The sequence below is a fragment of the Paraburkholderia fungorum genome, assembly GCF_900099835.1.
GTDB lineage: Bacteria > Pseudomonadota > Gammaproteobacteria > Burkholderiales > Burkholderiaceae > Paraburkholderia > Paraburkholderia fungorum_A.
Window position 1 is genome coordinate 566,649 of record NZ_FNKP01000002.1, and the last position, 15,859, is coordinate 582,507.

At 63.3% G+C, this 15,859-nt stretch carries 14 protein-coding genes; 9 read left to right on the forward strand and 5 right to left on the reverse strand.

The features are described 5' to 3' along the window. Nucleotides 1-181: 181 nt before the first annotated feature. Together BLS41_RS18580 and BLS41_RS18585 are read left to right on the forward strand one after the other, a co-directional pair. Nucleotides 182-493, forward strand: coding sequence for a heme-degrading protein HmuQ (locus BLS41_RS18580; RefSeq protein WP_074771039.1), 312 nt, complete (start codon nt 182-184; stop codon nt 491-493). A gap of 354 nt (nt 494-847) precedes the next feature. After that, nucleotides 848-1,855 (forward strand): zinc-dependent alcohol dehydrogenase family protein, encoded by a 1,008-nt coding sequence (locus BLS41_RS18585; RefSeq protein ID WP_074767462.1) that lies wholly within the window; start codon nt 848-850, stop codon nt 1,853-1,855. Between the two features lie 72 nt (nt 1,856-1,927). Here BLS41_RS18585 and BLS41_RS18590 read toward each other — a convergent pair whose 3' ends face one another. The 3 genes from BLS41_RS18590 to BLS41_RS18600 form a co-directional block, all read right to left on the reverse strand. Next, nucleotides 1,928-2,551 (reverse strand): ABC transporter ATP-binding protein, encoded by a 624-nt coding sequence (locus tag BLS41_RS18590; RefSeq protein WP_074767464.1) that lies wholly within the window; start codon nt 2,549-2,551, stop codon nt 1,928-1,930. Nucleotides 2,552-2,613: 62 nt separating this feature from the next. After that, the gene (locus tag BLS41_RS18595; RefSeq protein ID WP_074767466.1) at nt 2,614-3,456 is read right to left on the reverse strand and encodes a shikimate dehydrogenase family protein; all 843 of its coding nucleotides are present in this window, start codon (nt 3,454-3,456) and stop codon (nt 2,614-2,616) included. Nucleotides 3,457-3,549: 93 nt separating this feature from the next. Continuing rightward, nucleotides 3,550-4,437 carry an NAD-dependent epimerase/dehydratase family protein gene (locus BLS41_RS18600; protein ID WP_074767468.1) on the reverse strand — a complete coding sequence of 296 codons (888 nt, stop codon included), beginning with the start codon at nt 4,435-4,437 and terminating at the stop codon, nt 3,550-3,552. Nucleotides 4,438-4,583: 146 nt separating this feature from the next. Between BLS41_RS18600 and BLS41_RS18605 the strand changes: the two genes are divergently transcribed. The 7 genes from BLS41_RS18605 to BLS41_RS18635 all read left to right on the forward strand — a co-directional run bounded on the left by BLS41_RS18605 (nt 4,584) and on the right by BLS41_RS18635 (nt 14,561). Next, nucleotides 4,584-6,377 carry an FAD-dependent oxidoreductase gene (locus BLS41_RS18605; RefSeq protein WP_074767470.1) on the forward strand — a complete coding sequence of 598 codons (1,794 nt, stop codon included), beginning with the start codon at nt 4,584-4,586 and terminating at the stop codon, nt 6,375-6,377. A gap of 118 nt (nt 6,378-6,495) precedes the next feature. After that, a complete protein-coding gene (locus BLS41_RS18610; RefSeq protein WP_074767472.1) occupies nt 6,496-8,289 on the forward strand; it encodes an FAD-dependent oxidoreductase in 1,794 nt (597 codons plus the stop codon). Then, complete coding sequence (locus tag BLS41_RS18615; RefSeq protein ID WP_074767474.1) at nt 8,286-8,897, forward strand: NIPSNAP family protein; 612 nt, start codon at nt 8,286-8,288, stop codon at nt 8,895-8,897. The genes BLS41_RS18610 and BLS41_RS18615 overlap by 4 nt, the downstream gene beginning before the upstream one ends. Before the next feature lie 47 nt (nt 8,898-8,944). Beyond that, the gene (locus tag BLS41_RS18620; protein ID WP_074767476.1) at nt 8,945-9,778 is read left to right on the forward strand and encodes a sugar phosphate isomerase/epimerase family protein; all 834 of its coding nucleotides are present in this window, start codon (nt 8,945-8,947) and stop codon (nt 9,776-9,778) included. Between the two features lie 93 nt (nt 9,779-9,871). After that, on the forward strand, nt 9,872-11,275 hold the full coding sequence (locus tag BLS41_RS18625) for an MFS transporter (protein WP_083380022.1): 1,404 nt from the start codon (nt 9,872-9,874) through the stop codon (nt 11,273-11,275). A gap of 89 nt (nt 11,276-11,364) precedes the next feature. Further along, nucleotides 11,365-12,219: an IclR family transcriptional regulator gene (locus tag BLS41_RS18630; RefSeq protein WP_074767478.1), complete on the forward strand. Its 855-nt coding sequence runs from the start codon at nt 11,365-11,367 to the stop codon at nt 12,217-12,219. Between the two features lie 437 nt (nt 12,220-12,656). Then, nucleotides 12,657-14,561 carry an AAA family ATPase gene (locus tag BLS41_RS18635; protein ID WP_074767480.1) on the forward strand — a complete coding sequence of 635 codons (1,905 nt, stop codon included), beginning with the start codon at nt 12,657-12,659 and terminating at the stop codon, nt 14,559-14,561. A 74-nt stretch (nt 14,562-14,635) separates the two neighbouring features. On the opposite strand, the gene BLS41_RS39635 is transcribed toward BLS41_RS18635, so the two are convergent. Next, a complete protein-coding gene (locus BLS41_RS39635) occupies nt 14,636-14,902 on the reverse strand; it encodes a hypothetical protein (protein WP_074767482.1) in 267 nt (88 codons plus the stop codon). A gap of 54 nt (nt 14,903-14,956) precedes the next feature. Then, complete coding sequence (locus BLS41_RS18645) at nt 14,957-15,757, reverse strand: sulfite exporter TauE/SafE family protein (RefSeq protein WP_074767484.1); 801 nt, start codon at nt 15,755-15,757, stop codon at nt 14,957-14,959. Nucleotides 15,758-15,859 lie beyond the last annotated feature (102 nt).

Below are 15,859 nucleotides of genomic sequence, written 5' to 3' on the forward strand. Positions count from 1 at the left end.
CGCATTGGCTTCTTTGCAACCGGGCAACACGGCTGGCGGATTCAGCAGACGCAGCGGACGCTTCAAAAAAGACCTGCGGAGGCAGGCCTATAATCGACGTTCGCTTCGCGAGCTGCGTGCGATTATTTTGCGCGAGCCCGCAACCTGCCAACTGTATTGCTACCGCAAAGAGGCTGACAGTATGTATATCGCCATGAACCGTTTCAAAGTGAGCCCGGGTTCCGAGACCGCGTTCGAGGAGCTTTGGACGACTCGCGACACCCATCTGAAAGAGGTTCCGGGCTTCGTCGAATTTCATCTGCTGAAGGGGCCGCAGCGGGAAGATCATGTGCTGTATTCGAGCCATACGATCTGGCGCGATCATGCGTCGTTCGATGCATGGACAAAGTCGGAAGCCTTCCGGGCCGCGCACCGGAATGCGGGCGATAACCGCGTGCATTATCTCGGGCATCCGGAATTCGAAGGCTTTGAAGTGGTTCAGACTGTGAAGTGAATGTTGCAGGTAGGCGGCCTGCAGTTCGCGTGCGAATGATGCGCGTGAGGTGCGGGCCGCGGCTTTACAATCGCCTCGTTTTACCTTCTTTCGCCGCGTGCGCTGAAAAGCCTTAGGCAAATGCAGGGCGCTTCCAAAAGCGCCACGTTCGCAAACGGCGTAACTATTGGTCACATTGCTTCGCCCCGCGAATCGCGACGATGCACCTCGTCGCGGCTATCAACGCCCCCCCCACTCGAACACTCCTGAGCATCCGCCGACGCGCAAATCGGCCTTGCGGTATGCTTTTCGGCTCGCAGGGCAAGCTTCAATCCTGCCGCCGTGCGTCTGTGCAACAACCAGAGGAACGAATCCATGAAAGCCGTCAAAATCGGGTCGCCCGCCACCGTGGCGAATCTGCAAGTGGTCGATATCGCGGACCCTGGTCAACCCGCAGCGGGTCAGATTCGCGTGCGCATTCACGCGAACTCGCTGAATTTTCACGACTACGGAGTCGTCACCGGCAATCTGCCCGCCGACGCGGGCCGCATTCCGATGGCCGACGGCGCGGGCGTCGTCGAAGCAGTCGGTGAAGGTGTAACCGGATTCAAGCCGGGCGATCACGTGGTGTCGTGCTTTTTCCCGTTCTGGGAAAACGGGCCGCCCGCTATCGCCGATTTCAGCACGACGCCCGGCGATGGCGTCGACGGCTACGCGCGCGAAGTCGTCGTGCTGCCGGGCCATTACTTCACACATGCTCCGCGCGGCTACAGCCACGCTGAAGCTGCCACGCTCACCACGGCCGGACTCACCGCGTGGCGTGCGCTCATCGTGGACGGTCAGCTGAAAGCAGGCAGCACGGTGCTCGTGCTCGGCACGGGCGGTGTGTCGATTTTCGGCTTGCAGCTGGCGAAAGCGATGGGGGCGTCGGTGATCGCCACGTCTTCATCGGATGCCAAACTCGCGAAGCTGCGCGAACTGGGCGCGGACCATACGATCAACTATCGCGACAACCCCGAATGGGGCAAACAGGTTCGTCAATTGACCGATGGACGCGGTGTCGATCACGTGATCGAAGTGGGTGGTCCGGGCACCTTGCCGCAATCGATCACCGCTTGCCGGATCGGCGGCCATATCGCGTTGATCGGCGTGCTGACCGGACGCGCGGGTCCGGTGCCGACCGCCGCGCTGATGGCGCGGCAGCAGCGTTTGCAAGGGTTGATTGTCGGCAGCCGCCAGGATCAGCTCGATATGATTCGCGCGCTCGAAGTAACGGGCATTCGACCCGTGATCGACAGTACGTTCGCTCTGGAGAAGTTGGGCGATGCGTTCACGCACGAAGCGTCGGGCGCGCACTTCGGCAAGATTTGCGTGGCGGTTTGAGCGGCTTTTTCGCGCGGAAATAGTTCGGATCTTTCCGGTTCTATTTCCGCAAATCGATTGCTCAACTTCGGTCTAGGCTTTTCTCGCGAGGTCGGTGAATTGAATGCTCGCCGCCTCGCAAGTTTCGGTGAACGCCGTGTCGTAGCTCGTGAAAAACACGGTACGTGTACGGGATAACGTTCTGAACAGATCGGCCAGCACTGCGCGAGCCGACGCGTCGAGTCCACCTGCGGGTTCGTCTGCGATCAGCACATGGGTTTCGCCAAGCACCGACGCCGTTAAAAATATCTTCTTGCGCGTACCGAACGACATTTGCTCGAAGCGTTTGTCGAGATGCGGCGTGAGGCCGAAGCGATCCGCGAGATCGAGCGTGTCGGCAGCGAGCGCTACTTTTCGCTCCAACGCCACCTGATTCAAATACTCGCGACCGGTCTGCGTCGAATACGGCATGCAGTCTTCCGGCACATACGTCAGCGAAGATTTTGCGGCCAGCGGCTCGGTGCGCAGCGAATGTCCACCGAGCCATACTTCGCCCGAGTCGGCTGCGAGCTCGCCCGCGAGAATGCCGAGCAACGTCGATTTGCCGCTGCCGGATTCGTCGTTCAACGCGACGCAGCCCGATGCCGCGTCGTAGTGCAATCCTTGAAAAATAACGCGGTCGCTGTACCGCTTGCTGAGGTTCTCGAATCGAAGCATGGGGTCGAGCGTGGGTCCGTTGGTTGGCGTCGCGCAAGTGTAGCAGCGCAACGCCGCCGGAATTACTGGCCCGCTTCGAGCAGGAACGTCACCATCCGGTCGCACACGCGTCCGAACATCTGCGTGCCGGTGACAGTCGGACAGCCGCGCGCGCGAGCCGCTTCGATCAGCGGCGTGAGCGGCGGTTTCGTCACGACATCGCCGACGAAGGTGCTTGCCTGGAAATCCGACACATCGATAGGAAGCGGATCGTCCGCGCGCATGCCGAGCGGCGACGCGTTCACCACGACGTCGTACTCGTGCGCTGCCACGCTGGCCGGCACGCTGCGCGCTTCGCCCTGGCCGAGCGCGTTCAGACGGCTGGTCAGCGAAGCAGTGCGGTCGGCGTCGTTATCGCGCACGTCGAGCGAACCTACGCCGCTTTGAACCAGCGCGTGTCCGATCGCCGATCCCGCGCCACCTGCGCCAATTAACAACGCGCGTTTACCGCGCAATTCGCAGCCCGCATCGACGAGCGCGGCGACAAAACCCGTGCCGTCGAACATGCCGCCGTGCCACTGGCCGTCCGCCGTGCGGCGCAGCGTGTTGACCGCGCCGAGGAACGACGCCTCGGTCGACAGCGTCGCGCAATATTCCGCCGCGCTGAACTTGTGCGGCACGGTAATGATGATGCCGTCGACATTGCGCATCGGCGTGACGCCCGCGAAGAACGCGGGCAGGTCGGCGGGGGCGACGTGCGCGGGAACCACCAGCGCATCGCGGCCTGCCGTGCGCAAAGCGGCCGTCACGCCGGACGGCGAACGCACCTGCGCAATCGGATCGCCGACGATGAAATACACGCGGGTCGCGCCGCTCAGACCCTCGTCGAGCGAGGCGGAAAAAGAAACTGCGTCGGTTTGCGTCATGTTCAACTTCTCCTGAAAGTGGAGCCTGTAGGTATCGTGCACGATACCGGACTGTCCTGCCTGATTGGGTGATCGGGCTAGCGGCTTAGCGGGTTAGCGATAGAACGCCACGGTTTCGCGCAATCCCTGTTCGAGCGATGTGTGCGGTAAATCAGGCAGCCATTGCGCGAGCAACGGATCGGCAGGAAACGAAGTGGCAATGGGCAACGGCGCACCGTTTGCGTCGATTCGAGCACTGGGCACGATCGCACCGATTCGTGCGATCACCTCATTGACTTCGACGATGTCGCCCGCGAGCGTGAATGCGTGTGCACCGCGAGGCGCCGCGAATAGCGCGGCTTCGTAAGCGGCGGCGACGTCGCCCGCGTAAACGAGACCGGTCGAGCCGGTGAACGGAATCGCGTACGGCTCGCCGCGTGCCGCGGCGCGGCACGCGAGGCTCGGCCCGGCGCTCGATCCGGTTTCGCGGCCCGCGCCATACACGACCAGCGGCCGGAAACCGATGCTGGCGATGCCGTGATCGTGCCAGTACGCGCGCGCCGCGCCTTCGCACGCGAGCTTGAACGCGCCGTATAAGGTCTGCGGAGAGGGCACGGCGCCATCGTCGGGGCCGAACACCCCCGCGCTGCTCGCGTACAGCACGTTTTCCAGATTGGCGGCGCGCGCTGCCTCGAACACATTGAGTGTGCCGATCAGATTGATTTGCGCACCGCGCACCGGGTCGAGCGCGCAGGCCGGGGTCAGGATTCCCGCAAGATGAATGACCGCGTCGCAACCGTCCATTGCGCGTGATACGTCGCTGGCGAGGGCGATATCGCCGGTCGACCATTGCACCGCCGCAGCCCATTCCGGCGCGAGCGATTCCAGCAGTGGCGAGCCCGCGCGCAAGTCGAAAGCCCTCACGCTCAGGCCTCTGTCAAGCAGGCGCCGCATGATCCACGCCGCCAGAAAACCACTTCCTCCTGTTACCAGTACGCGCATTGCTGTGTCTCCGTCAATGTTCGAATGCTTTGCTTTTTTGCTATTTCAGAATAGTATTCCAATATCAAAGCAAATTCTAGTTGATGCGGTGAACAGGAAAAACGCCTGATTCGTCGCCCGCAAAAAAGGGACGCAAGGAGCACGTCATGGTGGAGACACTCAGCGGTTTGAAGCAGGATGAAACGTTCGACGTCGTGGTGATCGGCGCGGGCGGGGCAGGGATGTCGGCGGCGCTGTTCGCGGCTATCGACGGCGCGCGCGTGCTGCTGGTCGAGAGCACGGAATACGTGGGCGGTACGACGGCCTACTCGGCGGGCACCACATGGATACCGGATTCGATGCACGGTCCGGCGATCAATCCCGATGACAGCAGCGCGAATGCCGAAGCCTTTCTGCGTCGCGCGGTCGGCGAGCGCAGCAGCGAGGCGCTGCGCCGCGCGTTCCTGAAAGCCGGGCCGCAGGCCGTCGCGCATATCGAGGCGAATTCGGACGTGAAGTACCGCGCGCGGCCATTTCACCCGGACTATCTATCCGAACTCGAAGGATCAACGCTGCGTGGCCGCGCGCTCGAACCGCTCGCGTTCGACGGCCGCAAGCTCGGCAACGCGTTTTCGCTGATCCGCCCGCCGATCCCTGAGTTCACGGTGCTGGGCGGCATGATGGTCGATCGCGACGATGTCGGGCATCTGCTGAACATGACGAAGTCGTTCAGGTCGCTGCGTCACGCGGTGAAACTGCTCGCACGTCATGGCAGCGACCGTATCCGCTGGCCGCGCGGCACGCGTCTCGTGATGGGGAATGCGTTGATCGGCCGTCTGTTGCATTCGCTGCTCGCACGCGATGTCACCGTGCTGGTGAGTACGAAACTGGAGTCGTTGCGGACCGGGCGCGATGGTCAGATCGACGGCATCACGCTGAGCCAGAACGGCCAGCGCCGTCAAATCACGGTGACAGGTGGCGTGATTCTCGCGAGCGGCGGTTTCAACCGTCATCCGCAACGGCGTCGCGCGATGCTGCCGGGCGTCGATTCGAGCTGGTGCCCGGGAGCGCCGGGACACACCGGCAGCGCACACGATCTCGCGCTCGCAATCGGTGCGCGTTATGGCGAAGGCGCGTTGAGCAACGCGTTCTGGGCGCCGGTCTCGGTGCGCAAACGCAGTGACGGCACGACCGCCGTTTTCCCTCACTTCATGATGGATCGCGGCAAACCTGGCATGGTCGTGGTCAACAAGGAAGGCCGGCGCTTTCTGAACGAAAACACCTCGTATCACCTGTTTGGTATCGCGATGCAGGAAGCGAACCGCAAGGTGCCGTCGGTGCCCGCCTATCTCGTCACGGACGCGGAAGGCCTGCGCAAATACGGGCTGGGCATGGTGCGCCCCGGCGGCAAGGGCCTGCAGCCGTTCCTCTCTGATGGCTATCTGGTGCGCGCCGACACGCTTGCCGAACTCGCGGCGAAGCTCGATATCGATCCCGCCGGACTCGCCGACAGCGTTGCGCGCATCGGCGAATACGCGAAGACGGGTGTCGATCCCGATTTTCAGCGCGGCACCACCGACTACCAGCGCGCCAACGGCGACGCGAACTGGCACGGGCCGAATCCCTGCCTGGGCCCGATCCGGCAAGCACCTTTCTACGCAGTGCGGCTTTATCCGGGCGATATCGGCGCGGCCACGGGGCTCGTCAGCGACGACACGGCTCGCGTGCTGGATCGCGGCGATCGACCGATTGGCGGCCTCTACGCGTGCGGCAACGATATGCAATCGGTGATGGGCGGCGTGTATCCGGGCCCCGGCATCACGCTGGGGCCGGGGCTCGCGTTTGCCTATCTCGCGGGACGTGACGCGGCAGCGCGCGCGAAGGCCGCGCAAACATCGCTGTCTTCATCCACGCGCAGAGATGAAGCGCCGCAGCGCGCAAAAGAAAAGATCACCGGATAAACCAGGGCGTCACCTGGTTTGGATGCACGTTATAAAGTGGAATAGTATTCAACAAATGAGTTATGCCCGATCTTTTTCCCGTGATTCAAACGTATCCAGCGAACGAAGCAAACTGACGATGAAGCGCGAACCGATTCTCGAATGCGATGTACTGGTGCTGGGTTCTGGCGCGGCCGGTCTCGCCACGGCCGTGACGGCAGCGACGCGCGGTTTGCGCGTGATAGTGGCGGAGAAGGCCGACGTGTTTGGCGGCACGAGCGCATGGTCGGGCGGCTGGATGTGGATTCCCGGCAACCCGCTTGCCACGCGCGCCGGAATTATCGAGGAACCCGAAGCATCGCGCACGTATCTTCGTAACGAACTCGGCGCGCATTTCGATGCAGACAAGGTCGACGCATTGCTCGAATCCGGTCCTGAAATGGTGGAGTATTTCGAGCGGCACACGTCGATGCGTTTTATCGATGGCAATCGTGTTCCCGATTTTCATACGACGCCGGGTGCTGCAACCGGCGGCCGTTCGGTTTGCGCGATGCCGTTCGATGGTCGCGAACTTGGGCCGCTGATCGACCGGCTGCGCCCACCGCTTGGCGTCGTGACGATCAAAGGCATGGCGATCGGCTCAGGTCAGGATCTCGCGCATTTTTTCAACGCGACGCGCTCGGTGCGCTCGGCGTGGCACGTGTTGCGGCGGCTCGCTGCGTTTGCGGGTCACAAGCTGCGTCATGGCCGCTCGATGTATCTGGTGAACGGGAATGCGCTGGTGGCGCGTCTGCTGAAATCGGCGCACGACCTCGGGGTCGATCTGCGCACCCATGCGAAGGCGGTGGCATTGCTGCGCGAGCCGGGCGATGCAGCGGGCCGCGTGACTGGCGCAACGGTCGAGATCGAAGGCGTCGTGCATCAGGTGCGGGCCACGCGAGGCGTCGTGCTCGCGTGCGGTGGCTATCCGCACGATCTTTCGCGCCGCGCGCAGACCTTCGCTTATACGCCGTCGGGGCGCGAGCACTGGTCCGCTGCGCCGTCGACCAATACCGGCGACGGTATTCGTCTCGGCGAATCGATCGGCGGGCATTTCGACGCGTCGCTAGAAACACCCGCCGCGTGGGCGCCGGTTTCGCTCGTGCCTCAAGGCAGCGGGCAACCCGCTGTCGCGTTCCCGCATCTGATCGAGCGCGCGAAGCCTGGTGTGATTGCGGTGACGCGTGCCGGGCAACGCTTTGTCAACGAGGCGTCGTCGTATCACGACTTCATCAACGCGTTGATCGGCACGACGCCCGCCGGTGAACAGGTCTGCGCGTGGCTGATTGGCGATCATCGTTTCCAGCGCCTTTACGGGCTCGGTTTTTCGAAGCCGTTTCCGTTTCCCACTGGCCCGTATCGACGGTCGGGTTATCTGAAACGCGCGAGCAGCCTCGCCGATCTGGCCGTGCAATGCGGGATCGATCCGCAAGGACTCGAAAGCACGGTGGCCGCGTACAACAGCTACGCGAAAGACGGCTTCGATCCGCAATTTCACAAAGGCTCGACGCCGTATAACCGCGTGCAGGGCGACGCCCGGCACACGCCGAACCCCTGCCTCGCGCCGCTTGAAAACGGCCCGTTCTACGCGGTCAAGCTGCTGCCCGGCAGCCTCGGCACGTTCGCGGGTCTTGCCACCGACGCCAACGCTCGCGTTCTCGACGACGCAGGTCAGCCGATGCCCGGTCTCTACGCGGTCGGCAACGACGCCGCCAGCATGATGGGCGGTTGCTATCCGAGCGGCGGCATCACGCTCGGTCCCGCGATGACCTTCGGTTATCGCGCGGGCCTTTTCCTCGCCGAAGCAGACGCCGAAGCGGATCAATCAACGCCGCCCACAGCGGCCACCCAATCGACGAATCCCACTATTCATTCACAAGGACACATGCAATGACTCTCTACGACACAGTCACACTCACCGTGAAAATCGGCGCGAATGCGCAGGTCTTTGAAAGCATCAAGGCAAGCGGCGATCAACCCGGCTCGAAGCTGCTCGGCTGCTGGTACTCCGACATCGGCGCGCTGGGCCAGGTGATGGTATTGCGCGGATTCGATTCGGAAGCCGCGCTCATCGCCGAACGCAAACGGCTGCTGCTCGAAGGCAATCCGTTCGGCTGCGGCGAATTCGTCACCGACGTGAAGATCGACAGCTATGCGCTGTTCCCGTTTCTTCCGCCGATCGAACCGGCGGTCCACGGCGGCATCTACGAGATGCGGGTGTACGGCACGAAGCTAGCGAGCCTGCAACACACCATCGACGCATGGGAGAAAGCGGTGCCCGAGCGCACGCAGCGCTCGCCGCTCGTCGGCGCGATGTATTCGCTCGACGGCACCGTGCCGCGTTTTCTGAACATCTGGCCGTATGCGAGCGTCGACGAACGCTCGCGGATTCGCGCCGAAGCGGTGAAAGACGGCATCTGGCCGCCGAAGGGCGGCCCCGCGCATCTGACGACGATGGAGTCGACTATTTACGTGCCCGCGCCTTTCTCGCCGCTGCGTTAAACGCTGAACGCCATTGGCCGAGCCACGGCCAGAACTCAGGAGACAACATGACCCAGCACCATTCGCGCGCGCTTTCCCTATCCGCGTTGACCGTGCTCGAACTCACGCCGCCGCAGATGGTGGAGTGCGCGGCGCAGGCGGGCTACGACTTCGTCGGACTGCGCCTCGTGCCCGCCACCGATCATGAAGTGCGCCACGAGATCGTCGGCGCGACGCCGTTGAAGCGCGAAACGCTCGCGCGTTTGCGTGACACCGGCATCAAGGTGCTCGACGTCGAGATCTTGCGACTCAAGCCCGATACCGACGTGAACGCGTGCAAGCCGATGCTCGACACCGCCGCCGAATTGGGCGCGCGCTACGTGCTGGTGGCGGGCAACGATCCCGACGAAGCGCGCACCGCCGAGCGGCTCGCGCAATTGTGCGATCTCGCCGCGCCGCTCGGGCTGTCGCCGTCGCTCGAACCGATGCCGTGGACGGACGTGAAGGACATCACGCAAGGCGCGCGCATCGTGAAGGCGGCGGCGCGGGCTAACACGGGGCTGATCGTCGATCCGCTGCATTTCGACCGCGCGGGTTCGTCGACGCAAACCTTGCATGCGTTGCCGCGTGAGTACTTCGGCTACGTGCAGTTTTGCGACGCGCCGGCCGAGCGTCCTACCGATCTCGACACGCTGCTGTTTCAGGCCCGTTGCGAACGGATGATTCCCGGCGAGGGTGGTCTCGATCTCACGGGCATTCTGCGCGCGCTGCCGGATCACTTGCCAGTCAGCGTCGAAGTCCCCACTCAGCAATGGGCGCAAACCGCGCCCGCACTCGAGCGCGCCCGCAAGCTGCGCGACGCGACGCTCGGCGTACTCGAACGGACTTACGCGATGACGTAAGCCGTATATCGCGCGCCGGTCCCCCTCAACGCACGATAAAGATGCGACGGGGACGACGCGCCCATCCGATAGAGAAGACGGTCTGGAGACACCATGAAACCTTCGATCACGACGGCGGGGCCGAACACGCCTGTTGCATCCCTATCACCCGTTTCACGCGCCATCGATGTGCAGCAGTTGCTCGACGAACAACCCGTCGGCCGCTTTCAGATTCTCATGTTGCTGATGTGCATGTTCATTGTCACGCTCGATGGACTCGACACCGTGATGGTCGGTTTCATCGCGCCCGCGTTGTCGAACGCATGGGCGATTCCGCGCGACGCGTTGGGGCCGGTGATGAGCGGCGGCCTGCTCGGCCTCGCGTTCGGCGCGCTGGGCGCAGGGCCGCTCGCGGACCGCTTCGGCCGCAAAACGGTGATGACCGGCGCGGTGCTGTTCTTCGGCATCTGGAGTCTCGGCTCGGCGTTCGCGACCAACATCACCGAGCTGACCGCGCTGCGCTTTCTAACCGGCCTCGGTCTCGGCGCATCAATGCCGAATGCCGCGACGCTGATGGCCGAATACGCGCCGCAACGCTGCCGCGCGCTGATGGTGACGACCGTGTTCTGCGGTTTCACGCTCGGCGCGGCGAGCGGCGGCTTCGTGAGCGCGTGGCTGATCGCATCGCACGGCTGGCACTCGGTGCTGGTTCTCGGCGGCGTACTGCCCATTCTTTACGTGCCGTTCATGATCAGGTGGCTGCCCGAGTCGGCGCGTTTTCTGGCGCTGAAAGAGAGCCGCCGCGCACGCCTCGTCACGGTGATGAACCGCCTCGAACCCGGCATGGCCGATCACACGACGCGCTTCGTCGCGCATGAAACACCGCAGCGCGAGCGCAGCCCGGTCCGTCTGATCCTGTCGCGCGAATACGCGTTCGGCACCTTGATGCTGTGGGTCTGCTACTTCGCCGGCCTGCTGACGGTGTACCTGCTAGGTAGCTGGCTGCCGACGCTGATTCGCGGCGCGGGCTTCACGCTCGGCGAAGCGGCCGTGGTCGGCGCGTTGTTCCAGGCGGGCGGCACGATCGGCTCGCTCGCGATCGGCTGGCTGATGGACCGCTTCAATCCGCATCGGGCGCTGGGCGCGACGGTGTTCATCGGCGGCGTGCTGGCGTGGGGGATGGGCCTGCCCGGTCACGGCTTCGCTGCGATCTGCGTACTCGCGTTCGGCATGGGCTATTGCATGAACGGCTCGAATACCGGCTTCTGTGCGTTGGCCGCGGGTTCGTATCCGACCCGGATGCGCGCCACCGGCACGAGCTGGATGCTCGGTATCGGGCGTTTCGGCGGGATCGCGGGGGCCATGCTCGGCGCGGGCATGCTGCACGCGAACTGGGGTTTCGGCGACGTGTTCACGTCGCTGGCGATCCCGGCGGCAGTGGGCGCGGCGGCAGTGCTGCTGAAGGGCGCCCGGCATCGCGGACCGGTTTTGCGGGTGAGCGCAGGCGTCGGGCACTGACCCGTGTAAGCGCCGTATCCGCTGCGTGCTTGAATTCCGATATGGAATCGTGTTCTCATTCGGGATTGAAATCGAACTGAGAGTGGATCATGGCGGGGAATCTCGAGCGGGCGCTGTCCATCATCGAACTGCTGGCGCGGCAGGGCGGCAGCCTGCAACTGGCCGCCATCGCCGATACGCTGAACATTCCGCGCAGCGGCACGCACCGGCTGCTGGCGGAGTTGGCCGAAGAAGGCTACGTGCGGCAGGACGAGCACGGCGAATACGTGCTGGCGCTCAAGCTGGTGTCGCTCGCGCTGATGTGGCTGTCCACCGGCGGCGTGCTCGATATTTCGCAGCCGGTGCTCGACCGGCTCGCGGCGGCGTCGGGCGAACTGGCGCGGCTCGGCGTGGTCGAGGACGATCACATCACGTTCGTCGGCAAGGCGCAGGGTGCGAAGTCGGGCTTGCGCTACGACCCGGACATGGGCAGCCAGCCGCCGCTGCATTGCACCGCGAGCGGTCAGGCGTGGCTCTCGACGATGAGCGACGAAGAAGCGCTCGAACTCGTGTCGCGCCAGGGCGGCATCGGCAAGGCGGGGCCGCGCGGTCCCAAGGCGCCGAAGACGATTCAGCAGTTTCTTCAGGACCTGAACGGCGCGCGCAAACGCGGCTATGGGATCGCTAGCGAGACGTACGAAGCGGGCATGACGTCGATGGCGGCGGTGATCCGGCATCCGGTAACCGGGCTGGTGGTCGGCATTGTCAGTCTCGCGGGGCCGACCAGCCGTCTGCCGGATGCGCGGCTCAAGGACCTCGCGCCAGCGTTGCTCGAAGCCGCGTCGGACATGGGCGCGGCCACGTTGAGTTCGCCTTATTTCAAACGCAGCCTGCGGGTCGCGCCGGTGGCGGCGGTGGTGCAGCCGGTCGAGGCGAAACGCAAGGGACGGCCCCGCGCGGCTTGAGTTTTCTTTTCTCTATGGCGACGAGGACGCGCCCGCGTCCATCGCTTTTATCAGCGCGATAAAAATCTTTGCCGTAACTTTTTCCGCTTCTAAATAGGGCGCGGTTAATAATAGTTATGCGAAGTACGCGATCAATTTAGCGCTGATAAACTGTGCGCCTGAGCAGCAAATTGCGTGTTGAGCGCATCGCTCGCTCCCTACATTTCCGGCCTCGTAAATGGCTGGATAGACGGAAGAAATAGGCCTTTTCCCCGATTTGGAATACGTTTTCACCCAGCATAATGGGCCGGGTGAAAACGGTTAAAAGGGACGCATGTTTGGTTGTCCTAGATTCCTTCGACGGAACCCATGTATCGCAAGCCCATTTTCCCGCCGTCCTCACATACCTGTTTTGACCAGTACCAGGGTTCGCTTGAGCCCGTTTTTGGAAGTGACTCATGAAGCCGGGAAATAACTCGCTTGGGAAAAGACGCGTACGGAAAATCGCCATGGCGGTGGCTGCTGTTGTGCTCGTCATGCTGCTTGCCGGGGTGCTGTGGTATGCCCAGCATCGCAACGAGCCGGACGCGGCGGCGCTGACCGGCGTCGCAAGCCAGATGCGTAACGACCCTGCCGCGTGGACGCATGAAGAGAAAGACGCGTCCGAGATGCTGCGCGATATTCACGATGCAAAAGTCACGGCGATCGGCGTGAGTCCCAGCGCGATCCTGGTGTCGAGGCGCGACGGTCTGAAGTACTTCGTCACCGATCACAACGCGACGTTCTCGCATGCGCTTCTGCTCGGCGAACCCAAGTCGGGTGAAGCCGCGCCGTATCAACTCGTCTGGCTTCCCGATGCCGATATCCGCACCGGCGGCGCGCGCTGGGTGCAGGCATTCGACCAGTTCCGCGACGCGATCAGCGTGTTGTTGCCGCTGTTGCTGATCGGCGGAATGGTGTGGTTCATGCGGCGCGAAATGCGCGGCGGCGCGACGTTGCTGAGCGAAGCGCCCACGCTGCGCTTCGACGACGTAATCGGCGCAGGCGAGGCGAAGGCCGCGCTCGCAGACATTCGCGGCTATCTGTCCGATCCCACGCAATTCACGTCGATGGGCGTGCGCGCACCGTGCGGCATCCTGATGGTGGGCGGCCCCGGCGTCGGCAAGACGCGACTGGCGCAGGCGCTGGCCGGCGAATGCGGCGCGAGCTTCATCTCGATCACCGGTAGCTACTTCAGCGCGAAGTATTACGGCGTCGGTATCCAGAAGGTCAAACATCTGTTCGAACTGGCGCGCAAGAATGCGCCCACGGTAATCTTTATCGACGAAGCCGACGGTCTCGCAAAACGCACCGATACGGGCGGCGGTCCGGTTGAAGCCGAGAGCAACCGCATCATCAATCAACTGCTCGCGGAAATGGATGGCTTCGCTTCGAACGAAGGCGTCATCATCGTGGCCGCGACCAATCATCCGGACAATCTCGACGAAGCGTTGCGCCGTCCCGGCCGTTTCGATCGTACGGTGCAGGTTCGTTTGCCGGATCGCGAAGACCGCGCGAAGATTTTCCGCTTCTACGCGGAAAGGCTGAAATCGAAATCCGCGGATATCGACTACGACCAGCTTGCCCGTCTGACTACCGGTTTGTCGCCGGCAACGGTGGCGATGGTGGTGAATCAGGCGGGGCTCGTCGCGCGCAAAGCGGGCGACACCGAGATCACGTCGAAGCATTTCATGGAAGCGATCAAGATCGCGCGCATCGGCGACGTGAGCGGCGCCGAGCGCGCGCTCAGCGAAGACGAACGCACGCGCATCGCGGTGCACGAGGCGGGGCATGGGCTGGTCGCGGCGCTGCTGGGCACAGGCGTACTCGAAGAAGTGACGATCCTTCCGCGAGGCGGCGCGTTAGGCGTGGCGCTCATCACCAAAGCGCAAGACAAGCACCTGTACCGCGAAACTGAAATTCGCAACGAAATTCAGGTCCTGCTCGGCGGACGTAACGCGGAGATTCTAACGTTCTCGGAAGCATCGAGCGGTGCCGCATCGGACTTGCAGGAAGCGTCGCGCATCAGTCTCGACATGGTGTCGAAATTCGGTTTCAACCAGGACGGCGATCTGTTCAGCCTTGCTGCATTGCCTTCGCAATACGCGGGCTTGCAGATGAAAAGTGCGATCGAACACGCCAATGTTCTGCTGAAGGAATTGAACGAACTGTGCTTCGGACTGTTGCATTCGTACGAGCCGGTGCTGCGCGCAATTGCCGACGAATTGCTCGAACAGGAAACCGTGCCCGGAGAAACGGTGTATCGCCTGATCAGGGAGCACAAAAGTACGCTCAAGATCGTCCACGAGCCGGAAGCTGCGTGAGGTTATTTAAGCGGGCCTCGCAAGCTTAGTCGTGCGGGGCCCGCAATCGAATCTGCGAATCGGAACCCGCGAGCCTACGCAAAATCCGATTCCCCAGGTGACGGAACACCTGGCGGCGTTTCGGTGTCGCCGAGTGCATCTAGTGGATCGGACGCACCCCCAGCCGGATCTACAGCAGGTGGCGGGTTTTCGCCTTTTTTCGGCAGCGGCTGATCCAGGCCGGGCTCGACCGGCGTGGGAATGGCGTCGCCAATGGGCTTGGATACTTCGGTGGGCGGGCTGCCGGGGTCCTCTTCAGCCTGACGTTCAGGCTCTTTCGGGGAATTGGCTATATTGGCCACAACGACTCTCCAGTTGATGGAACAAGTCATTGATCAGCAAAGCGCGTACCACCCCTACGCGTGAAAAATCCCCGATTTCCAGATCATCTGCGCGGCGGCCATCGCCACGAACACCAGAACCAGCACCCGGAAGGCACCCGGCGGCAGACGATCCCGCAGCGGACGCACCAGCAGAATGCCTGCAATGACCGGCACGCTCGCGCAGGCCGAGATCGCCAGATCGCTCCAGCTCGCATGCGCACCGCCGCTGAACGCGACGACCAGCGTAATGATCGACACCACGAGAATGATCGCAATCTGCTTCGTGAACGCCTTGCCCGTCGCGCCGGTCGCGATCAGATACATCGCCAGCAAAGGGCCGGGCACGGAGGCGATGCTCTCCATCAGCGCCGCACCGAATCCCAGTATGAGCCCAGCAGGCTTCGCCCATTTCGGCGACAACGTCAGCCGTGGCGACGCGAGCAACAGCAGCGCCGCGACCATCAGCAACGCCCCGGCGGCCGCCTGAGCGCGATGCGGTGCGAGCGAGATCAGCACCATCACGCCGACCAGGTTACCGACGATCGTGCCGATCAGCGGCGCGGCAATCCGGCGGATGGTGGGGAGCATCTCACCGCCTTCCAGCGCCTGCGGAATATTGCCGAGGATGATCGGCATCGACAGCAGTAACACGGCTGCCTTGATCGGCAGAAACTGGCTCAGGATCGGCATGGCGACGAGCGGCACGCCGATGCTGACGATCCCCTTGACCATCCCGCCGAGCAGAAGCGCAGCGACGATGCCGAGCAACGCGTAGAGATCGAGCGTGTGCAGGGCGCCGCCGAGAATGCCGTCGGCTAAATTGAAATGAGACATCGTTGAGGTCCGCGAACCAGGCGCGCGGATCGAAGCGGTGGCGTCGCGCGTGGCTTGTTTTTATCGTTGGTCTGTTCCGTGCCTGCGCGTCGTGCGTTGTGT